Source organism: Streptomyces tendae (assembly GCF_008632955.1).
Lineage (GTDB): Bacteria > Actinomycetota > Actinomycetes > Streptomycetales > Streptomycetaceae > Streptomyces.
In genome coordinates, this window is the sequence record NZ_CP043959.1 from 4,672,546 (window position 1) to 4,693,622 (window position 21,077).

Consider the following 21,077-nt stretch of genomic DNA (forward strand, 5'->3'; position numbering starts at 1 on the left):
CGGCCTCCCCGTGAAACGTCTGCTCCCTGACCGGAGCGGGGCGGCACTCCGCCCCCTCCACCCGAGCAGATACCCCTCTGGCGCTCACACATTCGAACGGCGCCCGCCGAAAGCGTGCGGCGCGGCGGCTCCCTCGGGGCGCCCCTTCGCGGCGCCCTCGCGAAATGAGGTCAAGTACCCCCCATTCGCAGGACCATGCCTGCCGGATTCAGTGATTCTCAACGGGTCCGGGAAGGACCCGGACCGCTTTGTCGCACGCCGTGAAGGTGGGTTAACCTGCGGCGTATTTCTCGTCGCGCGACTCCGCTGATCTGCGGGAATGCGCATTGAATGGGGCCGGAGCGAGGGTGCGCATGACCAGCAGGAGCGCCGAGGGGACCGACACGGTGCCGGGGGACAAGGAGCTGCGGCAGCTCCTCGCGGGACTGACGGCCGTGCGGGACGGGGACTTCGGTACCCGGCTCCCGGGCGACGCCGACGGGCTCATGGGGGACATCGCCAAGGTCTTCAACGGGATGGTGGACCAGCTCTCGCTGTTCACCTCGGAGGTGACCCGCGTCGCCCGCGAGGTGGGCACGGAGGGGACGCTGGGCGGTCAGGCGCAGGTGCCGGGGGTGTCGGGCACCTGGGCGGACCTCACCGACTCGGTGAACGCCATGGCGGGGAACCTCACGGCGCAGGTCCGCAACGTCGCGCAGGTGACGACGGCGGTGGCGAAGGGCGACCTGTCGCAGAAGATCACCGTCGACGCCCGCGGCGAGATCCTCGAACTCAAGAACACCATCAACACGATGGTCGACCAGCTCTCCGCCTTCGCCGACGAGGTCACCCGCGTCGCCCGCGAGGTCGGCACCGAAGGACGGCTCGGCGGACAGGCCGACGTGCAGGGGGTCAAGGGCACCTGGCGTGACCTGACCGACTCGGTGAACTTCATGGCCGGCAACCTCACCGGCCAGGTCCGCAACATCGCGCTGGTCGCGACGGCCGTCGCACAGGGCGACCTGTCGCAGAAGATCACCGTCGACGCCCGCGGCGAGATCCTCGAACTCAAGAACACCATCAACACGATGGTCGACCAGCTCTCCGCCTTCGCCGACGAGGTCACCCGCGTCGCCCGCGAAGTGGGCACCGAGGGACGGCTCGGCGGACAGGCCCAGGTGCGGGGGGTCTCGGGCACCTGGAAGGACCTCACGGACAACGTCAACGTGATGGCGTCCAACCTGACCGGCCAGGTGCGCTCCATCGCCCAGGTCGCCTCCGCGGTGGGCCGGGGCGACCTGTCCCAGCGCATCCGGGTCGAGGCCGCCGGCGAGGTCGCGGCGCTCGCGGACGTCATCAACACGATGGTGGACACGCTGTCCGCGTTCGCCGACGAGGTCACCCGCGTCGCCCGCGAGGTCGGCACCGAGGGACGGCTCGGCGGACAGGCCCATGTGCCCGGTGTCGCCGGCACCTGGAAGGACCTCACCGACAACGTCAACTCGATGGCCAACAACCTCACCGGCCAGGTGCGCAACATCGCGCTGGTGACGACGGCCGTCGCGAAGGGCGACCTGTCGAAGAAGATCGACGTCGACGCGCGCGGCGAGATCCTCGAACTGAAGACGACCATCAACACGATGGTCGACCAGCTCTCCGCGTTCGCCCAGGAGGTCACCCGCGTCGCCCGCGAGGTCGGCACCGAGGGACGGCTCGGCGGACAGGCCGAGGTCGAGGGGGTCTCCGGCACCTGGAAGCGGCTCACCGAGAACGTCAACGAGCTGGCCGGGAACCTCACCCGGCAGGTCCGCGCGATCGCCGAGGTGACCAGCGCGGTCGCCGAGGGTGACCTGACACGCTCGGTGAACGTGGAGGCCTCCGGCGAGGTCGCGGAGCTCAAGGACAACATCAACGCGATGGTGGAGTCCCTGCGCGAGACGACCCGGGCCAACCAGGAGCAGGACTGGCTCAAGACCAACCTCGCCCGGGTGTCCGGGCTGATGCAGGGCCACCGCGACCTGCCCGTGGTCGCCGAGCTGATCATGGACGAGCTGGTGCCGCTGGTGTCCGCCCAGTACGGCGCCTTCTACCTCGCGGACGACGGCGAGGACGGTCCCGAGCTGCGGCTCGTCGGTTCCTACGGCTACCCCGAGGACAGCGACCGGCCCACCCGGATCGCCTTCGGCAAGACCCTGGTCGGCCAGGCCGCGCGCAGCCGGCGCACCATCGTGGTGGACGCGCTGCCGCCGGACTACGTGACCATCTCCTCCGGGCTCGGCCAGGTGGTGCCGACCGCGCTGGTGCTGCTGCCGATCGTGGTGGAGGGGCAGGTCCTCGGTGTGATCGAGCTGGCGTCGGTGACGCCGTTCACACAGATCCACCAGGACTTCCTGGCCCAGCTGATGGAGACCATCGGCGTCAACGTCAACACCATCGTGGCGAACGCCCGTACCGACGAGCTGCTGGTGGAGTCGCAGCGGCTGACCGCCGAACTGCAGGAGCGGTCCGCCGAGTTGCAGACCCAGCAGGAGGAACTGCAGCGCTCCAACGCCGAACTGGAGGACAAGGCGGCGCTGCTCGCGGCGCAGAACCGGGACATCGAGGCGAAGAACCTTCAGATCGAGCAGGCCCGGCAGGAACTGGAGGCGCGCGCCCAGCAGTTGTCGCTCGCCTCGAAGTACAAGTCGGAGTTCCTGGCCAACATGAGCCACGAGCTGCGCACCCCGCTCAACAGCCTGCTGATCCTGGCCCAGTTGCTCGCCCAGAACCCCTCGCGCAACCTCTCCCCCAAGCAGGTCGAGTACGCGCAGATCATCCACTCGGCGGGCTCGGACCTGCTCCAGCTGATCAACGACATCCTCGACCTGTCGAAGGTCGAGGCCGGGAAGATGGACGTCAGCCCCGAGCGGGTGGAGCTGCGCCGGCTCGTCGAGTACGTCGAGGCGACCTTCCGGCCGATGACCATGCAGAAGAGCCTGGACTTCACCATCGTGACGGCGCCGGGCGCACCGGCCGACCTGCTGACCGACGACTCCCGGCTGCGTCAGGTGCTGCGCAACCTGCTGTCCAACGCGGTGAAGTTCACCGAGCGGGGCCAGGTGGAGCTGCGGATCGAGCCGGCTCCGGACGACGAGGTGCCCGCCGAGGTGCTGCGGGGCGGTCCCGTGGCCGCCTTCCGGGTGCGGGACACCGGGGTGGGCATTCCGGAGCAGCACCTGGAGTCGATCTTCGGCGCCTTCCAGCAGGCGGACGGCACCACCAGCCGCAAGTACGGCGGCACCGGCCTCGGCCTGTCCATCACCCGGGAGATCGCGCACCTGCTCGGCGGCGCGGTGACCGTGGACAGCGTCGCGGGCCAGGGCTCCACGTTCACCCTGTTCCTGCCGGTGGCCCGGCCGGACTTCGAGCAGCAGCTGCGGCCCGCCCCGGTCGCGGAGCAGGAGACGGCCGGCGAGGAGCTGCCGGAGACGTCCTCCCGGCAGACGCCCGCCATCGAGGCGGCGCCGGCCGCGCCGGGACAGCGTCCGCGCCGCCTGCTGGTGGTGGAGGAGCGGCCCCGGGGGCTGCTCACCCTGGTCGCGGAGAGCGTGGTGCAGGACGTCACGGACGCGGGCGGCGCCTCGCGCCCCTCGGTCGACATCATCACCGCCGTCGGCGCCCAGGAGGCGGCCGGTGCGCTGGCCGCCGACCCCTGCCACTGCGTGGTGCTGGAGCTGGGCATGGCCGAGGCGGAGGTGACCCGCTTCCTGGAGGCGCTGCGCGGGGACTCCGCCCTGGCGAGCGTGCCGGTCCTGGTGCACAGCGGGCACCGGGCCGACGCCGAGGTCGAGGCGACCTTGCGCACCCGGGCCTCGGGCACGGCGCTGGAGTTCCTGTCCAGCCTGGACGAGCTGCGGGAGCGGATCGCGCTGCACCTGTCGGCGGAGGAGCCCGGTGACGTGCTGTCGCTGGTGCGCCCGGAAGAGGCACAGCGGTCGGCCCCGGAGACCGTGGTGGACGGCTCGTTCGCCGGGCGCACGGTGCTGGTCGTCGACGACGACGCGCGCAACCTGTTCGCGCTGAGCGGCATCCTGGAGCTGCACGGTTTCCGGGTGCTGCACGCCGAGGACGGCCGCAAGGGCATCGAGAGACTCGTGGAGAACCCGGACGTGGCCCTGGTCCTGATGGACGTGATGATGCCCGAGCTGGACGGGTACGCCGCCACGGCGGAGATCCGCTCCATGCCGCGGTACGCGGATCTGCCGATCATCGCGGTCACCGCGAAGGCGATGCCCGGGGACCGGGAGAAGAGCCTCGCCTCGGGTGCCAGCGACTACGTCACCAAGCCGGTGGACAGCCGTGAGCTGATCGCCTGCGTCCGCCGTTGGCTGCCCGCATGAGCCGCGCGACGGAGCGCTCCGACCGGAAGGCGTGGGTGACGTGAGCATCCAGGAGTACGTGAACGAACCGCCGCCCGACGAGACGGAGATGGAGCTGCGGCGGCCGTCGGCGGGGCCCGCCGGGGTGGCCGCCGACTCCCCCGTGGGCCGGCTGGCGGCCACCGTGGACCGGCTCAGCCGTGAGGTGCGGGCCGCGCAGGCGGAGGCCGAGGGGCGTGCGCTGATCGAGCTCGCCAAGGGCATCCTCGTCGAGCGCCTGGGCTGCGGGCCCGCGCAGGCCGCGCGGCAGCTCGCCGAGCTGACCGAGCAGGCCGGGACGAACCCGCTGGAGTTCGCGGTCGAGGTGATCAACCAGGCCGCCCGGGACCGGATGTCCGAGGTCACCGACGCCTTCCTGGCCGCCACCCGGGCGGCCGGCGAGGCGGACCCGGCGGCCGTACGGCTGCGCGCGGCGGAGAGCGGCGCGCTCGCCGCCGACGACACCCAGGCGGTGGCCGAGTCGCTGCTGGAGCAGGCGCTGCGCCCGCTGGGCGCGGTGGCCGTGGCGATCTGGGCGGCGGGCGCCGACGGGTCGCTGACCCTGGCGGGCAGCTCCGGCTTCTCCCCCGCCGAGGCGGCGCGCTGGTACTACGTGCCGCCGGACGTGGCGACGGTCGCGCGGTACGGCCTGGCCGAGCGCGACGGCCTGTGGATCGAGTCGCTGTCCGAGCGGGGGCTGCCCAGCGTGGGACGGCACCACCACCCGGACGGCGGCCGGGCCGCCGTGCCCGCCGGCACCGGGGGGCGGGTGTACGGGGTGCTGGAGATCGTCTGGCCGACGCCGCTGCCGCAGCAGCCGCCGCAGATCGTGCGGCAGGTGGAGGCGCTGGCCGAGCTGTGCGCGCACACCCTGGAGACGTTCACCGTGCCGGACGACCCCAGCCGGCCGCCGCGGGTGCTGCCGGACGCCGCCGAGCTGATGGACCTGGCCGACGGGCTGTACGACCCGGCCCTGGTGCTGGTGCCGCACCTGGACGAGTCGGGGAACCTGCTCGACTTCCGCATCCAGCACGTCAACAGCCGGTTCCTGGACCCGGCGGGCCGGCCGCGCGGCATGGTCAGCGGCGCGCTGCTGCTGGAGGCCTACCCGATGGCCGCCGGCGAGAGCGAGCTGTTCCAGCGGATCGAGCGGGTGTACGCCACGGGTGAGCCGTTCCGGGCCCGGCGCATGCATCTGACCGCGCTGGTCGACCAGGTGCCGCTGTCGGCGATGGCGGACATCAGCGTCAGCCGGCACGGCGCGGGGATCCTGTTCATCTGGCGGATCGAGGACGAGACGGCCCGGCTGGCGAGCCTGCTGCAGCACGCCCAGCGGCTCGGCCGGATCGGCGGGTTCGAGGAGAACCTGCTGACCGGGGAGATCACCTGGAACGGCCAGCTGTTCGACCTGTACGGGCGTCCGGAGACCAGTCCGCCGGTGCCGCTGGAGGACCTGCCGGCGTACGCCCACCCGGACGACGCCGTCGCCATCGGCCGTTTCCTGCGGACGGTGCTGCACCACCGGCGTCCGGCGTCGGCGGCCTTCCGGCTGCAGCGGCCGGACGGGGTGACCCGGCACATCCGCGTGGTCGCCGAGCCGGTGCTGGACACCGACGACCGGCTGCTGACCATACGAGGCGCCTACCAGGACATCTCGTCGCAGCACTGGACCGAGGTGGCGCTGGCGGCGACCCGCGACCAGCTCGCCCACACCGAGCAGCACGCGAGCGAGCGCGATCGGCTGGCGCTCCAGCTGCAGCGCGCGATCATGCCGCCCACGCAGGCGCCGCTGCAGATCCCCGACCTGGACGTGGCGGTGCGCTACCGGCCGGCGGAGGCGGAGCAGCTGGTGGGCGGCGACTGGTACGACGCGGTGGTGCTGCCGTCCCGGCTGGTGCTGCTGTGCGTCGGCGACGTCGCCGGTCACGGCATCGAGGCGGCCACCAGCATGGTCGTCCTGCGCAACGCGCTGCGCGGGCTCGCCGTCACCGGCGCGGGCCCGGGACAGCTGCTGTCGTGGCTGAACATCGTGACGCACCATCTGACCGGCGGGGTGACGGCCACGGCGGTCTGCGGCCTGTACGACCCGGCCACCCGCACCCTGCGGTGGGCGCGGGCCGGCCATCTGCCGCCGGTGCTGGTGCGCGGTTCCGAGGCGGCCCCGCTGCCGGTGGTGCGAGGCCTGCTGCTGGGTGCGGTGCCGGAGGCGCAGTACGAGGAGTCGGAGGTGCAGCTCGCCGCCGAGGACAACCTCCTGATGTACACGGACGGGCTGATCGAGCGCCGGGACCGCTCGGTGGAGGAGTCGCTGACGCACCTCCTCACCACCGCGGCGACGGTGCCGGGCTCGCTCGACCAGCGGCTGGACCGGCTGCTCACGTACAGCAGGTCGGACACCGACGACGACACCTGCATCGTCGGTATCCGCGTGGGATAGGTCACCCGAGCGGCCGATCGGACGGACGGAGGCATGAGAGAGCGATTCGGGGGTACGCGCGGCTGCGCGACGAAGAGCTTGATCACCTTGTTGGAGGTACTCGTGCCCATTGCCCAGGACCCGTTGTCCGTAGAGGTGACACTTCCGCGTGAGGATGTGGCCCTTCTGACGGTGGAGGGCTACTTGGACGTCGACACGGCGACCGAGTTCCAGCACCATCTGGCCAACCAGCTGCACCACGGCCGCCGGCACTTCCTGCTGGATCTGTCGGCGGTCCCCTTCATGGACTCCTCCGGCATGAACATCATCCTGCGCGTGTACCAGGAGGCGCGGGAGCTTCCGGGGAGCGTCCACATCATCGCCCCCACCCCGGCCGTGCGCCGGATCCTCGATCTGACGGGCGTCAGCATCACCGTCCCCGTCTCGGAGAGCGTCGACGAGGCGCTGGAGCGCGTCGACGCGCCCGAGGCCCCGGCCGGGCCAGCGGCCTGAGCGGGACCGCCCCCCGCCCGGCCCCGCACGGGTCCGGGCGTTTGTGACGACGAGGAGGAGAGCAGACAGGTGCCGGAGCACGAAGCGGACGCGACCCACGGAACCCCCGCCCGGGAGGTCGGTGACTTCCTGCGGCGGCTGCGGGAGCAGATCGCCCAGCGGTGGGCGGACGAGCCCCTGTTCCGCACGGTGTTCACCGTCTCGCGCGACGAGGCGGTGGACGCCGGCCGGGTGATCGTGGACGCCCTGGCCCAGGTGGCCGACGCGCAGCGGATCGAGGACCCGGACGCCGCGGGCTTCACCGGGGTCCGCGAGCAGCTCGCGCGCATGGGGGCGGCCCGCTCCCGCGCGGGGCTGTCCACCACACAGGTCTCCAGCGAACTGGCCGCGCTGCTGCCGCCGGTGGAGAACCTGCTGGTGGCCGATCTGGAGCAGCGCGACCCCGAGTGGCGGCGGGAGTGCGCGACCGCCCTGAGTGTGCTGATGGGCACCCTGCGGCTGGTGACGATGCAGACCGCGCTCATGGAGAACCAGGCCCTGATCGACCGCCAGCGGCTGCAGCTGCTGGAGGTGGCGACACCGGTGATCAAGCTCTGGGACGGGATCGTCGCGGTCCCGCTCATCGGGACGCTGGACAGCGCCCGCAGCCAGGTGGTGATGGAGACGCTGCTCAACGCGGTCGTCGACCAGCACGCCCGGTTCGCGATCCTCGACATCACCGGGGTGCCGACCGTCGACTCGCTGGTCGCCCAGCATCTGATGAAGACGGTCGCCGCCGCCCGGCTGATGGGCGCGGAGTGCGTGGTCTCCGGCATCCGGCCGGCGATCGCGCAGACCATCGTGCACCTGGGGCTGGACCTCGGCACGGTCAAGACCCGGGCGAGCCTCGCCGACGCGCTCGGGTACTGCCTGCACGAGCTGGGCGCGAACATCGTGAACGCCCCGGCCGAGGGTGCGGTCCGGCGGTGAACGAGCACTTCGCCCGCCCGGTCGCGGGACACGTTCCGGTGCTACGGCTCGGGGACGTCCTGCTGGTCACCCTGCAGGGCGACCTGCACGACAGCATGGCGTCCCAGCTCCAGCAGGACCTCGCCGAGACCATCGCCGCCAGCCGGGTCACCGGCGTGGTGATCGACATCTCCGGGGTGGAGATCGTCGACTCCTTCCTCGGCCGGGTGCTGGCCGAGACGGCGGCGCAGACCGAGCTGCTGGCCGCGCGGACCGTGGTGGCGGGCATGCGTCCCGCCGTGGCGATCACGCTGGTGGAGCTGGGCCTGACGTTCCCGGAGCTGCGCACCGCGCTGACCACCGAGGCGGCACTGGAGCTGCTCGCGCAGCCGATCGTCGCGAACCGGTACGGCGGCCGAGAGGGGAGACCGTGATGGACACCGCCTCGGACGTCGAGGCGCGGCTGCCCATCCGGTCCGACATGGACCTCGCGTGGGTGCGCCAGCACGTGCGGCAGGCCGCCACCCTGGTCGGCTTCGGACTGGTCGACCAGACGAAACTGGTGACGGCCGCGAGCGAGCTGGCCCGCAACACCCTGGTGCACGGCGGGGGCGGCGTCATGGAGACCTCGCGCGTCACCGCCGCCGACGGGACGGCCGGGCTGCGGCTCGTCTTCTCCGACGAGGGCCCCGGGATCCCCGATCTCGACCGGGCGCTCAGCGACGGCTACACCTCCGGCGACGGGCTGGGCATGGGACTGGGCGGGTCCCGGCGCCTGGTGCACGACTTCGAGGTCGACAGTACCCCGGGCTCGGGAACCACCGTGCGGGTCACCTCATGGGTCACCCGGCCGGTCCGCCCGCGCGGAGGTGGGTGATGCCCCGGGTGTGGCACGTGCCGGTGCACGACGCGACCCGGGTGCGTGACGTACGGGTCGCGGCCGACCAGGCCGCCACGCGGGCCGGGCTGGACGAACAGCGCCGGGCCGCGTGCGCGCTGGTGGCGACCGAACTCGCCACCAACCTGCTCAAGCACGCGCAGGCGGGCGAGGTCGTCGTCGACGTGGTCGACCCGGCCGTGCTGCCGGAGGGACGGCCGGGACAGGCCGTGCAGATCACCGCCCTGGATCACGGGCCGGGCATCGCCGACGTGCCCGGCGCGCTGAAGGACGGCTTCACCACGAGCGACTCGCTCGGCGCGGGCCTCGGGACGTGCCGGCGGCTCGCCGACGCGTTCGGACTGCACAGCGTGCCCGGCCGCGGCACCGTCGCCGTCGCCCGCATCGGCCCCGCCACGGCCGGACTCGTCCCCGAGCAGGACCCCGCGCGGACGCTCGGCGTGCACGCCGGTGGCGTCAACCTGCCCTTCGCGGGCGCCGAGCTGTCGGGGGACGCCTGGTCCTGGGTGCGCTCCGGCGACCGGGTGACACTGCTGCTGGCGGACGGGCTGGGCCACGGTGCCGAGGCCGCCCGCGCCTCCACCGCCGCCGTAGAGGAGCTGCGGCACGGCGCCCGGCTCCCGCCCGCCGAACTGCTGCAGCGGCTGCACACCGCGCTCGGCGGCACCCGGGGCGCGGCCGTCGCCGTCGCCCAGCTGGACACCTGGACCGGCCGGCTGCGGTTCGCCGGCATCGGCAACGTCACGGCACGGCTGCGGGAGGGCGGGCGCTGGCGCACCCTGCTGTCCCGGCCCGGCATCGTCGGCGCGCACCGGCCGCGTACGGTGCGCGAGGACGAGGTCGCCTGGACCCCGGAGAGCCTGCTGATCCTGCACACGGACGGACTGCCCGGCCGCTGGACACCGCCGCCGGACACCGGTGTGCCGCCGGCCGACCCGGCCGTGACGGCCGCCGTGGCCGTGCGGGACGCGGGCAGCGCCGCGCGCCCGGTGCGGGACGACACCGCCGTCGCCGTGCTCGCCCCCGTACCGGAGGCTCCCGTATGACGCGTGCCTGGCGTATCACGACCGTCACCGACGCGGCCCGCGCCCGGATCGCCGTGGCGCGGCTGGCCGCGGCCTGTGGGGTGCCCACGGTGGAACGGACGCGGCTGGCCACGGCCGTCGGCGGACAGCTGCGCCAGTGCCTCACCAAGGGCGGCACCTGGCTGCTCACCCTGGAGACGACCGGCGCGGACGCCGGGCCCGGTGAGCTGCACGTCGTGGTCGTACCGGCCCCGGACGGGGCCGCCGAGGAGCGCACCCCGTGGACGGCGGGCGTGCCCTGCCCCGCCCCCGGCCGGGTGTCCGACCCCTGCCCGGTGCCGGACGAGCCGGCCGCGCTGTCGGAGGGGCTGCTGGGCGCCGACGAGGATACCTCGGTGGTGCTGGACGAACTGGCCGAGCAGGAAGGGCTGGTCGCCTTCCACCGGGAGGAGCTGCACCAGACCAACCAGGGCGTCCTGGCGCTGCACGCCGAGCTGGACGCGGCCGGGCGGGCGCAGCGGGAGGCGTTCGCCGCCGAGCGCCGGGCCCGTACAGAGGCCGAGAACGCGCGGCGGCGGCTGACGTTCCTCGCGGACGCCAGCGCCGAGCTGACCGCGTCGCTGAACCACGACGAGATCCTGCGGCGGCTGCCGGAACTGCTGGTGCCGCGGTACGCCGACGGCGTGGACGTCTGGCTGTTCGACCACGAGGACGGCCGGCCGCTGCCCGCCGATCATCCGGGCGCGGCCGTGCAGGCGGCCCGCACCGGGCGCCCGCAGTACGCCGCCGACCACCCCGGGGGTCTGCCCGGCGTGGAGGACCGGCCGCCGTCGGCCCTGGCGCCCGACCGGCCGCTGCTGTGCGTGCCACTGCTGACGCCGCGCCGCGCGCCGCTGGGGGTGCTGACGCTCTCGCCGCAGGGCGAGCGCTGGGACCCGGACGACGCCGTCATGCTGATCGAGCTGGCCCGCCGGGCCGGGATCGCCCTGGACAACGCCCGCCGCTTCGAGCACAACCGGGACATCGCCGAGACGCTGCAGCGCGCCCTGCTGACGGAGCTGCCGTCGACCCCCGGTGTGGGCCTGGCCGCGCGCTACCTGCCCGCCACGCGCGGCCTGAACATCGGCGGCGACTGGTACGACGCCTTCCAGCAGCGGGACGGCAGCCTGGTCACCGTCATCGGCGACGTCACCGGGCACGGGCTGCACGCGGCGGTGATGATGAGCCAGCTGCGCACCGCGCTGCGTGCCTACGCCGTCGACGGCGACAGCCCGGGGCGGCTGCTGACCCGGCTGCACGGCTATCTGCGCCAGCTCCAGCCCGACCTGTTCGCCACGGCCGTCATAGCCCGCTTCCACCCGGACGACCAGACGCTGACGTGGGCCGCGGCGGGCCACCCGCCGCCGGTGCTGCGGCTGCCGGACGGTGAGGTGCGGACCCTGGACGCCAAGCCGGGCGCGATGCTCGGCATCCCGCTGAGCCAGGACATCGCGGACCACACCGAGCGGCTGACGCCCGGCTCGACGCTGGCCCTCTACACGGACGGGCTGGTGGAGCGGCGGTCGCAGGGGATAGACCCGGGTATCGAACGCCTGGGCGCGGCGCTGGCGTCGTTCGACCGCGCTGAGCTGGACACGGACCTGGAGGACGCGGCGGACCGTGTCCTCCACCCTCTCCTCAGCGACAGCGAACGCGACGACGACGTCTGCCTGCTCCTGTGCCACCTGCGCGGCTGAGTGTCGCGTCCGTCCGGGGCCACCCCGTAAGTCCCCGCGACCGGCCCACGGCGCTCGAGCCCTCGGCGCCGAGGGGGTCGAAGCACCGCCGAAGCGGATGGACGGGCGCGCCCAGCAAGGGTGACAGGCTCCGGCGTAGCTGCCGGCGGGCACCCGCACGCGGGTCGGGCGCGCGGGTGCGGGTGCGAGGCCGGGCGCGCGGGTGCGAGGCCGGCGCCGTCGCCGCTCGCGGCGAGCCGAGGGGGCAGGGTTGCCCCGGGCCGGGCGGAGCAGGGCGCGGTGCGCGGTGCAGGCGCGTGGCAGGGGCGCGGAGGGCCGCCGCCGTTCGCGGGCCGGGGACCGGGGTGCAGCGGGCCGGTGGGGGCGCGCCGCCGGTCGGGCGGACGGGGGCGTCGCCCGGTGTGCGGGCTTCCCGGTGCGGTTCGGCGAGGGGGCGGGCATCGTGGAGCTGAACAGGGGCACGCGTCAGACATCGACGTTCGGGGCGGACCGCCTGAAGCCGCACGAAGGGATGGACATCGTGACACGACCCAGGATCCTCGTGGTGGGCGCCGGTTTCGCCGGTGTGGAGTGCGTGCGGCGGCTGGAGCGCAGGCTCGCCCCGGACGAGGCGGAGTTGATGCTGGTGACGCCGATGTCCTACCAGCTGTACCTGCCGCTGCTCCCTCAGGTCGCCTCCGGGGTCCTGACCCCGCACTCGGTCGCGATCTCCCTGCGGCGCAGCTCGAAGTACCGCACCCGGATCATCCCGGGCGGCGCGATCGGCGTGGACCTCAGGGCCAAGGTGTGCGTCATCCGGACCATCAACGGCGACATCATCGACGAGCCGTACGACTACATCGTGCTCGCGCCCGGCAGCGTCACCCGCACGTTCGACATCCCCGGCCTGACCGACCACGCCTTCGGTCTGAAGTCGCTCGCCGAGGCCGCCTACCTGCGCGACCACGTGATCTCCCAGCTCGACCTGGCCGACGCCTGCCAGGACCCCCACGAGCGCGCCTCGCGGCTGCAGTTCGTGGTCGTCGGCGGCGGCTACGCGGGCACCGAGACCGCGGCCTGCCTGCAGCGGCTGACGCACGCCGCCGTGAAGCGCTACCCGCGTCTGGACCCGGGCCTGATCAAGTGGCATCTGATCGACATCGCGCCCAAGCTCATGCCCGAGCTGGGCGAGAACCTCGGGCGCAGCGCGCAGGAGATCCTCACCCGGCGCGGCGTCGAGATCTCGCTGGGCGTGTCCATCGCCAAGGCCGGCGCCGAGGAGGTCACCTTCACCGACGGCCGGGTCGTGCCCACCCGCACACTCATCTGGACGGCCGGTGTGGTGGCCAGCCCGCTGATCGGCACGCTCGACGCGGAGACCGTACGCGGGCGGCTCGCGGTCAACGCGGACATGCGGCTGCCCGGCCACGACGGGGTGTTCGCGCTCGGCGACTCCGCCGCGGTGCCGGACCTGGCCAAGGGTGACGACGCCGTGTGCCCGCCGACCGCGCAGCACGCGCTGCGGCAGGGCCGGCACGTCGCGGAGAACGTCATCGCCACCCTGCGGGGCCGGCCGACCCGCCCGTACGTGCACCAGGACCTCGGGCTCGTGGTGGACCTCGGCGGCACCGACGCGGTGTCCAAGCCGCTCGGCTACGAACTGCACGGCCTGCCCGCCCAGGTGGTGGCCCGCGGCTACCACTGGTCCGCGCTGCGCACCGGGGTCGCCAAGACCCGTGTGATGACCAACTGGCTGCTGAACGCGGTGGCCGGTGACGACTTCGTGCGCACCGGTTTCCAGGCGCACCGGCCGGGGAACCTGCGCGACTTCGAGTACCTGGACGCCTACCTGACACCCGAGCAGGTGCGGGCGCACGTCGCGGAAGCGGGCCGGTCGGCTCGGTGACCGGGCCGCGGCGGCCCGGGGAGACGCAGGGATCAGGAACGACGGGGGAGAGTGCGCGGGAGTGAAGGCGGCGGGACGCTCGGTGGGCGCACGGCTGCGCGACCATCTGGCGGCGTCCGACCCGGGGCTGCTGCGGCTGACGGCCGGGCTGCGGACGGTGGGGGCGATCGCGCTGACGCTGGCCGTGCTCGCCCCGGCCGGCCTCGCCATCACCCATCTGGTGGCGGGCGCGATGACGTCGATGGCCGCCACCTTCGCGATCCGGGAGCGGCAGCGCCGTGCCCAGGCCGTCACGCTCGCCGTCGGGCTTCCGGTGGCGCTGGCGTCGGTGTCCGCGGGCGCGCTGCTCAGCGAACGCGTGGTGATCGGTGACGTCTTCGCCGTCGCCCTGATCTTCTGCGCCGTCTACGGCCGCCGGTTCGGCGACCGCGGGATGTCGCTCGGCCTCATCGGCTTCCAGATGTACTTCGTGTCGCTGTTCGTGGGCGCCTCCCCCGGCCAGCTCCCGGGGCTGTGGGCGGTGATGGCGATCGGCTTCGCGTGCAGTGCCGTCGTGCGCTTCGCCGTCGTACCGGTGACGCCCACCGGGCTGCTGGAGCGGCTGCGCGAGGCGTTCCGGGCGCGGATGGCCCGGCTGGTGACGGCGCAGCTGGCGCTGCTCGACGCCGGTCCCGACGAGGTCGACAAGGCACTGGAGGAGGTGCGGGACGGCACGGCCCGGCTGCACGAGACGGCCCTGATGATCCAGAGCCGGCTGGAGGCGGGCACCCCCGACGAGCCGACCGCGCGGCTGGTGCAGCGCCGTATCGCCGACGCGGAGATCGCCGCCGAGCGGCTCGGACTGCTGCTGCTGTCCGCCCGCAGCGCGGAGCGGGCGGACACCCTGACGCTGCACCTGCCCGGGGCCCCGGCGCCGGAGGTGGGCCGGATGCCGGGTCCGGAGGAGGCGACCGCGCTGCTGCGCCGTGACCTGGTGGCGCTGAGCACGGTGGTGCTGCGGTCCGGGCCGTCCGGCACCGGCGTGGCCCAGGTCCGCAACCGTCTGCTCGGCTACCGGGACGAGGAGAACCTGCCCGCCGGCTCGGCGGCCGTACGGGACGTGTTCCGCGGGATCGGCGAGGCGGCGCGGGCGGTCATGGGGCTGCGCATAGCCCTGGACGGTCCGCAGGACGAGTCGGACGACAGTCCGGCGACGGCCCGCTCCCGGGAGGAGCTGGACGCCGAGGACGCCGCCATCGACGCGGAGGAGACGGAGGAGGAGAAGGGCGAGAAGCCGAAAGGGCTCGAGCGGCCCACCACCCGCGCCGCCGTCCAGGTGGCGGTCGGCTCGACGCTGGCCATCGTCGGCGGTGAGCTGCTGTCCACGGACCGCTGGTACTGGGCGGTGCTGACCTGCTGGATCGTCTTCATCAACACGGCCTCCACCGGGGAGATCCTGGTCAAGGGCTACCGGCGGCTGCTGGGCACGGTCTTCGGCGTGGTCGCCGGCATCATGCTGGCCGCGCTGGTCGGCGGGAACACCACGGCGGCCTTCGCCCTGGTGCTGGTGCTGATCTTCGCGATGTTCTACACGGCACCGCTGTCCTACACGCTGATGTCGTTCTTCGTCACGGCGATGCTGGGGATGCTGTACACCCTGCTGCACACCTACAGCTGGGAGGTGCTGCTGCTGCGGGTGGAGGAGACGGCGCTGGGCGCGGTCTGCGGGGTGGTGGCGGCGGCGCTGGTGCTGCCGGTGCACACCGACCGGCGTACCAACGAGCTGCTGGTCACCGTGCTGGAACGGCTGTCCGAGGTGACGGACGCGGCCGTGGGGCAGCTGAGCGGCGGCCTGCCGGCCGACCTGCTGGACAAGGCACGGGAGCTGGACCAGGCGCTGGGTGACCTGCGCTCGGCGACCAAGCCGCTGACGCATCCGGTCACCCCGCTGCGGGCCCGGCGCACCAACGCACGGTACGTCGTGGCGCTGCTGGAGACCTGCGCGTACCACGCGCGTGCGCTGGCGGCGACGGCGGAGCTGCTGCCGACGCATCCGTCGATCGCGGCGGATCCGCGGCTGCGGGGCGCGGCGGGGCGGACCGTGCGGAACATCGACACGATCACCGCACGGGTCGCCGACGACGAGGTCACGGCACCGGTGGAGACGGGCCCGAGCATCGCGTCCCTGCTGGCGGGTGACGACGCCGCCCGCTACGGCCGCATCACGGGACGGGTGCTGCGCCACCTGGAACGGCTGGACGAGGCGGTGGTGGGCCTCGCCCGGCCCCTGGACGTCCCCGTCACGGCCCCGGACCGCTGACGCACGGCACCCTCCGGGGGTGGTTGGCCGGGTGCGGCGCCATGGTGGTCGCTCGCGCAGTTCCCCGCGCCCCTGGGGATGCGGCCCGACCGTCGCCCCTCAGGGGCGCGGGGAACTGCGCGACCGGCCCCCACCGGGCCGCGGGTGAGGGGGGGCAACCGTCGCTCTTCGGGCCCGGAACCGGAACAGCCACCACGCAGGCCCGGAGCGCAGTTTCCCGCGCCGACCGACCGCCCCTCAGGGGCGCGGGGAACTGCGCGACCGGCCCCCACCGGGCGCGGGTGACTCGGGGGTCCCCGTCGCTCTTCGGCAGGCGCGGGGAAACCGGGACAGCCACCACGCAGGCCCGGAGCGCAGTTTCCCGCGCCGCTAGGGATAGCGGCCCGACCGTCGCCCCTCAGGGGCGCGGGGAACTGCGCGACCGGCCCCCACCGGGCCGCGGTGACTCGGGGGGTGCGGTCCCCGTTGCTCTCCGGCGGGCGCGGCGAGCCCTTGCCCCCGGACCGAGCGCACGACGCGCCGGGGCCGCGGGGGAGTCGCGGCCCGGCGTCGGGGGAGGGAGAGTCAGAAGTCCGTGGGGAGGCCGCTCGCCTCGGCGATGCCCCGCAGCTCCTCGTTCTGGCGGTGGCGGTCGCGGATGAAGTCGGCGATCTCACCGAGCCGGGAGGGGTCCGCGGCGGTCGCCGCGTCGGTGACCACCCGGACCGGCCCGGTGTCGTCGACGTCGAGCTCGACCACCTCGTTGTCCAGCCGGCCGGTGACCGCCGTGGCGATGACCAGGGCGGCCTCGTCACGGACCTCCTGCGGGAGCTCCTCGTCCCCGCCGTCCAGCGCGAGGTCGACGCCCGACAGGCGGTGCTCGTCGATGGCCTCGAGGACCGGCTCCACCACGCGGAGCAGAAGCCGGTAGTCCTCGGTGTCCATGCGCACCCGCAGCAGGTCCAGGTAGACGTCCACGGGGCGGTCGTCCGGGGTGAACTCGGATTCGCTCATGGGCCTCGGGTTCCCTTCCCGCGCCGGGTCATACTGCGGCCGGCGCGACCGTTGTGGCGGATTCCCTCTCGGTCGGCGCCAGCCAGGCGCGCGCCGTGGCGAGCGCCTGCCGTACCTCCCGCGTGCCGGTCGACACGCACAGGGTGTAGGCCAGGTCGGCCAGCCGCGCGTCCGGCGCGACGGCGCCCGCGACGGGGGCGGTACGCGTCGCCGTCAGGGCCTCGTACTCCTCGACGAGGCGGCGCAGCACGGCGGGGTGGGGCTTGAGCATGTGGGTGTGACTCGCTTTCGGGGCGGTGTGGGGGGTGCTGAGCAGGCCGTTCAGTCGGTGGGCCGGGCGCCGCGGCGGCCGGGGCGCTGTCCCAGAACGTCGGCGCGGACCCGGGCGCAGCTGCGGCTGATGAGCCGGGAGACGTGCATCTGGGAGATGCCCAGCCGGTCGGCGATCCGGCTCTGGGTCATGTCCTCGAAGAAGCGCATGTAGAGGATGGCGCGCTCGCGTTCCGGCAGTCGCCGCAGTCCCTCCTTGGCCGACTCACGGTCGACCACGACGTCGTAGGAGCCGTCGGAGGTGCCGAGGGTGTCGGCGAGGCTGTAGCCGTCGTCGTCGGAGGACAGTTCGGCGTCCAGCGACAGGGTGCTGAAGCTCTCCAGCGCCTCCATGCCGGCGGACACCTCCTCCTCGGTCAGCCCGGTGTGGGCGGCGATGTCCGCCACGGAGGGCTCGGGGCTGCCGGGGTTCTGGGTGAGCTCGCGGCGCGCCACACGCACCTTGTTGCGCAGTTCCTGGACCCGGCGGGGCACGCGCAGCGCCCACATCCGGTCCCGGAAGTGGCGCTTGACCTCGCCGGTGATGGTGGGGACGGCGTAGCTCTCGAAGGCACCCCGGTCCGGGTCGAACCGGTCGATGGCCTTCACCAGGCCGAGGGCCGCCACCTGGCGCAGGTCCTCGATGGACTCGCCGCGGTCGCGGAAGCGGCCGGCGATCCGGTGGGCCATCGGCAGCCAGGCGGTGACGAGCTCGTCCCGCACCGCGTCCCGTTCGGGTCCGTCCTGAAGGGACGCCAGCCGGGAGAAGAGGGTCGTGGTGTCGGGGGCGTCGTCGTGCCGCCGGCGGGTCGTGGCGGCGGTCGTTCCGGAGGAGCCGGGACGAGAAGCGGACGTGTCAATGAGCATTGCGGATTCAGCTCCCGAACGGTGGTTTCAGGGATCTACCGCGGGGCGGTCTTCGCGGGGACATCCGGAGGGGTCCCAGCGGTCGTACCCGTCCCGCCGGCGCGCCTCCGGTCCGAAGCACGAACCTCCGATTGCCCCCGGTCCGGTAGAACAAACTCCGCTTCTTCGCGGAAATTGCCAGGGGGCCGCGCGCCCGCCCGGAAAGGGGTCAGACGAGGGAGACCAGGGCGGTGATGCACTTGCCGCCGCCGGGCAGGTCGGACACCCGGACGTCGCGGGCGAGCCGGCACACGATGGGCCAGCCGTGGCCGCCTGGGCGGCGACGTCCCTCGCCGTCGGCGGCCGGTACGGCCACGGGCAGGGCCTCACTGCGGTCGCTGACGGACAGGCGGACGCCGGGGCCGCTGACGTCGACCTGGAAGTCGGTGACTCCCCCGCCGTGCAGGATCGCGTTGGTGGTCAGTTCGGAGGCGACGAGCAGGGCGTCCGCCAGGGCATCGGTGTCACAGGGGGTACGGGTGGCCAGGCAGCGTTCGGCGACCGCCCGCACCACGGCCTCGCGCACCTCGGCGGGCCGGGACGGACACGGCGGCCCGGCCCGCAGCGTGCCGGGCGGCTGCACAACGGGTTCGGTGACGTGCTCCTCGCGCATTCTGCGGCTCCTTGTCGGTCGGTTCGTCTACGGTTTCGTCTCGGACCTCCCTTTTCGGCTCACCTGTCCCGGTTCCTGCAAACCTCCCGGACGCCTCCCGCCCCTTCTGTCATGCGAACGGTCCGTCGGGGGTACCCGGATCCGCATGACGGATGTGGTGGACTCGGACGAACTGCTGCGGCGGATCCAGCGGGCCCGTGCCTGCGCGGCACAGGAGGAGCGGGCGTGGCGGGCCCGGGGCGAGCAGCTCGGCGGGGAGGGCGGCCCGGAGGATGCCGGCGCGGCGCGCGACGCCGAGATCCGCACGGTGGCCTACGGAGTGGTGCTCCGGGTGCTGGACGAGATCCTGACGCCGGGGCGGCACGCGGACCGGCACTGACCGGCCGGCACCGGCCGCGGCGCCGGGCGTGTTCCCGGTAGCGGCGGATTGACGCGAGGGACATCGGGAACCCGCCCGCGCATGACCGTCGACCATCACCGGGCACCGGTGCTCGAAGCCCTGGAGGACTACCACCGCAGCGGACGACTGGGTTTCACGCCCCCGGGCCACAAGCAGGCGCGCGGAGTCGATCCGGCCGTGCGCGAGGTGCTCGGGGACTCCGTGTTCCTGGGTGACGTGCTGGCCACGGGCGGTCTGGACGACCGCCTCACCCGGGGGCGGGTGCTGCAGTCGGCGCAGGAGCTGATGGCCGACGCGGTGCACGCCGAGCACACCTTCTTCAGTACGTACGGCAGCTCCTTGTCGGTCAAGGCCGCGATGCTGTCGGTCGCCGGCCCGCACGAGAAGCTGCTGATCGGGCGGGACGCGCACAAGTCGGTGGTGTCGGGCTGATCCTGTCCGGCATCGTGCCGGTCTGGGTGGAGCCGCGGTGGGACGCCGAGCGGCACCTGGCCCATCCCCCGTCGGCGGCGGAGTTCGAGCAGGCTTTCGAGGCGCATCCGGACGCGCGCGGCGCCCTGGTGACCAGTCCGACGCCGTACGGCGCCGCCGCGGCCCTGCGGGACATCGCCGACGTGTGCCACCGGCGCTCGCGTCCGCTGATCGTGGACGAGGCCTGGGGCGCGCATCTGCCTTTCCACCCCGAGCTGCCGTCCTGGGCGATGGACGCGGGCGCCGACATCTGCGTGACCAGCATCCACAAGATGGGCAGCGGTCTGGAGCAGGGGTCCGTGTTCATCTGCGGGGCGACCTGGTGCCGCCCGCGCTGCTCGGCATGCGGGCCGACCTGCTGGGCACCACCAGCCCCTCCGTGCCGATCTTCGCGGGGCTGGACGGCTGGCGGCGGCAGATGGCACTGAGCGGCAAGGATCTGATGGGGTCGGCCCTGACGCTCGCGGGCGAGGTGAGGGCGTCGATCGAGGAGATCGACGGCATGCACGTCAACGACCGGGACGACTTCTGCGGCCCGGGCCTGGCGGACGACTTCGACCCGCTGCCCTGCGTCATCGACCTGGAGGGGCTGGGCGTGTCGGGTTACCGGGCGGCGGACTGGCTGCGCGAGCACCGGGCGGTCGACGCCCACCTGGTCGACCACCGGCGCATCGGGGCGCAGATCACCCACGGCGACGACCGGGAGACCACCGGCGAGCTGTTGTCGGCGCTGCGGGACCTCGGGCGGGCGGCGCCCGAACTGCGCGGGGGCCCCGAGGTGGCGGTGCCCGCGCCGGGCGAGCTGCGGATGGAGCAGGCGGTGCTGCCGCGCGACGCGTTCTTCGGTCCGACCGAGGACGTACCGGTCGAGGAGGCCGCCGGACGGGTCGCGGCCGAGATGATCACGCCGTATCCGCCGGGCATCCCGGCCGTGCTGCCGGGCGAGCGGTTCACCGGGCCGGTGCTGCGGTATCTGCGGACGGGGCTCGCCGCCGGGATGCACCTGCCGAACCCGGCGGACCCTGACCTGAACACGGTGCGGGTGGTCGCGCGGGACGCGCACCGGGGCGCGGGGTGAGCTCCGTCGCGGCCCCGCGGGAGGTCCGGCGTTCCGGGTGAACGACGTCACGCCCCCCGATTACGCGAACCTTTGGTGAATGGTTTATCGTTCACTTACGTGGTGGCGGGGTCGACCCCCATCCCCCGGACACCACCGCTCACGGCCCTGGCTGGCTTCCCCCGTCCAGCCAGGGCTTTTTCATGCCCGGACACGGGCGGGCGGTCCGCCG

Annotated in this window: 15 protein-coding genes and 1 pseudogene; 12 read left to right on the top strand and 4 right to left on the bottom strand. The window is 73.5% G+C overall.

Features of this window, described 5'->3' with window-relative positions:
- The first annotated feature begins 353 nt into the window (after positions 1-353).
- From F3L20_RS21450 to F3L20_RS21495, 10 genes are all read left to right on the top strand, one after another.
- On the top strand, positions 354-4,358 hold the full coding sequence (locus F3L20_RS21450; RefSeq protein ID WP_150155748.1) for a HAMP domain-containing protein: 4,005 nt from the start codon (positions 354-356) through the stop codon (positions 4,356-4,358).
- Between the two features lie 88 nt (positions 4,359-4,446).
- Complete coding sequence (locus F3L20_RS21455) at positions 4,447-6,813, top strand: SpoIIE family protein phosphatase (RefSeq protein ID WP_240810956.1); 2,367 nt, start codon at positions 4,447-4,449, stop codon at positions 6,811-6,813.
- Positions 6,814-6,915: 102 nt separating this feature from the next.
- On the top strand, positions 6,916-7,305 hold the full coding sequence (locus tag F3L20_RS21460) for an STAS domain-containing protein (RefSeq protein WP_145825737.1): 390 nt from the start codon (positions 6,916-6,918) through the stop codon (positions 7,303-7,305).
- A 69-nt stretch (positions 7,306-7,374) separates the two neighbouring features.
- Positions 7,375-8,274 carry an STAS domain-containing protein gene (locus tag F3L20_RS21465; RefSeq protein ID WP_150155749.1) on the top strand — a complete coding sequence of 300 codons (900 nt, stop codon included), beginning with the start codon at positions 7,375-7,377 and terminating at the stop codon, positions 8,272-8,274.
- Complete coding sequence (locus F3L20_RS21470) at positions 8,271-8,687, top strand: STAS domain-containing protein (protein ID WP_150155750.1); 417 nt, start codon at positions 8,271-8,273, stop codon at positions 8,685-8,687. The genes F3L20_RS21465 and F3L20_RS21470 overlap by 4 nt, the downstream gene beginning before the upstream one ends.
- Complete coding sequence (locus tag F3L20_RS21475) at positions 8,687-9,130, top strand: anti-sigma regulatory factor (RefSeq protein ID WP_145825740.1); 444 nt, start codon at positions 8,687-8,689, stop codon at positions 9,128-9,130. The genes F3L20_RS21470 and F3L20_RS21475 overlap by 1 nt, the downstream gene beginning before the upstream one ends.
- A complete protein-coding gene (locus tag F3L20_RS21480; RefSeq protein WP_150155751.1) occupies positions 9,130-10,197 on the top strand; it encodes an ATP-binding SpoIIE family protein phosphatase in 1,068 nt (355 codons plus the stop codon). The genes F3L20_RS21475 and F3L20_RS21480 overlap by 1 nt, the downstream gene beginning before the upstream one ends.
- The gene (locus F3L20_RS21485; protein WP_150155752.1) at positions 10,194-11,912 is read left to right on the top strand and encodes a PP2C family protein-serine/threonine phosphatase; all 1,719 of its coding nucleotides are present in this window, start codon (positions 10,194-10,196) and stop codon (positions 11,910-11,912) included. The genes F3L20_RS21480 and F3L20_RS21485 overlap by 4 nt, the downstream gene beginning before the upstream one ends.
- 511 nt (positions 11,913-12,423) lie before the next feature.
- Positions 12,424-13,797, top strand: coding sequence for an NAD(P)/FAD-dependent oxidoreductase (locus tag F3L20_RS21490; RefSeq protein WP_167534715.1), 1,374 nt, complete (start codon positions 12,424-12,426; stop codon positions 13,795-13,797).
- Positions 13,798-13,858: 61 nt separating this feature from the next.
- Positions 13,859-16,096, top strand: coding sequence for an FUSC family protein (locus F3L20_RS21495; protein ID WP_150155754.1), 2,238 nt, complete (start codon positions 13,859-13,861; stop codon positions 16,094-16,096).
- Between the two features lie 564 nt (positions 16,097-16,660).
- On the opposite strand, the gene F3L20_RS21500 is transcribed toward F3L20_RS21495, so the two are convergent.
- From F3L20_RS21500 to F3L20_RS21515, 4 genes are all read right to left on the bottom strand, one after another.
- Positions 16,661-17,089, bottom strand: a complete 429-nt coding sequence (locus F3L20_RS21500) for a hypothetical protein (protein ID WP_150155755.1) — start codon at positions 17,087-17,089, stop codon at positions 16,661-16,663.
- A 28-nt stretch (positions 17,090-17,117) separates the two neighbouring features.
- Complete coding sequence (locus tag F3L20_RS21505; protein ID WP_150155756.1) at positions 17,118-17,360, bottom strand: DUF5133 domain-containing protein; 243 nt, start codon at positions 17,358-17,360, stop codon at positions 17,118-17,120.
- Between the two features lie 50 nt (positions 17,361-17,410).
- On the bottom strand, positions 17,411-18,265 hold the full coding sequence (locus tag F3L20_RS21510; RefSeq protein ID WP_150155757.1) for a SigB/SigF/SigG family RNA polymerase sigma factor: 855 nt from the start codon (positions 18,263-18,265) through the stop codon (positions 17,411-17,413).
- A 208-nt stretch (positions 18,266-18,473) separates the two neighbouring features.
- Positions 18,474-18,917, bottom strand: coding sequence for an ATP-binding protein (locus F3L20_RS21515; RefSeq protein WP_150155758.1), 444 nt, complete (start codon positions 18,915-18,917; stop codon positions 18,474-18,476).
- A gap of 145 nt (positions 18,918-19,062) precedes the next feature.
- On the opposite strand from F3L20_RS21515, the gene F3L20_RS21520 reads away from it, so the two are divergent.
- Both F3L20_RS21520 and F3L20_RS21525 read left to right on the top strand, forming a co-directional pair.
- The gene (locus F3L20_RS21520; RefSeq protein WP_150155759.1) at positions 19,063-19,296 is read left to right on the top strand and encodes a hypothetical protein; all 234 of its coding nucleotides are present in this window, start codon (positions 19,063-19,065) and stop codon (positions 19,294-19,296) included.
- Positions 19,297-19,377: 81 nt separating this feature from the next.
- Positions 19,378-20,866, top strand: a pseudogene (locus tag F3L20_RS21525) (aminotransferase class I/II-fold pyridoxal phosphate-dependent enzyme).
- Positions 20,867-21,077: the final 211 nt, after the last annotated feature.

What these genes read in the sequence shown, in the direction of transcription:
- F3L20_RS21480 (WP_150155751.1), top strand. Translation starts at nt 9,130, where the DNA reads ATGCCCCGGGTGTGGCACGTGCCGGTGCACGACGCGACCCGGGTGCGT.
- F3L20_RS21450 (WP_150155748.1), top strand. Translation starts at nt 354, where the DNA reads ATGACCAGCAGGAGCGCCGAGGGGACCGACACGGTGCCGGGGGACAAG.
- F3L20_RS21520 (WP_150155759.1), top strand. Translation starts at nt 19,063, where the DNA reads ATGACGGATGTGGTGGACTCGGACGAACTGCTGCGGCGGATCCAGCGG.
- F3L20_RS21515 (WP_150155758.1), bottom strand. Translation starts at nt 18,917, where the DNA reads ATGCGCGAGGAGCACGTCACCGAACCCGTTGTGCAGCCGCCCGGCACG.
- F3L20_RS21510 (WP_150155757.1), bottom strand. Translation starts at nt 18,265, where the DNA reads ATGCTCATTGACACGTCCGCTTCTCGTCCCGGCTCCTCCGGAACGACC.
- F3L20_RS21455 (WP_240810956.1), top strand. Translation starts at nt 4,447, where the DNA reads ATGGAGCTGCGGCGGCCGTCGGCGGGGCCCGCCGGGGTGGCCGCCGAC.
- F3L20_RS21500 (WP_150155755.1), bottom strand. Translation starts at nt 17,089, where the DNA reads ATGAGCGAATCCGAGTTCACCCCGGACGACCGCCCCGTGGACGTCTAC.
- F3L20_RS21490 (WP_167534715.1), top strand. Translation starts at nt 12,424, where the DNA reads ATGGACATCGTGACACGACCCAGGATCCTCGTGGTGGGCGCCGGTTTC.
- F3L20_RS21505 (WP_150155756.1), bottom strand. Translation starts at nt 17,360, where the DNA reads ATGCTCAAGCCCCACCCCGCCGTGCTGCGCCGCCTCGTCGAGGAGTAC.
- F3L20_RS21475 (WP_145825740.1), top strand. Translation starts at nt 8,687, where the DNA reads ATGGACACCGCCTCGGACGTCGAGGCGCGGCTGCCCATCCGGTCCGAC.
- F3L20_RS21485 (WP_150155752.1), top strand. Translation starts at nt 10,194, where the DNA reads ATGACGCGTGCCTGGCGTATCACGACCGTCACCGACGCGGCCCGCGCC.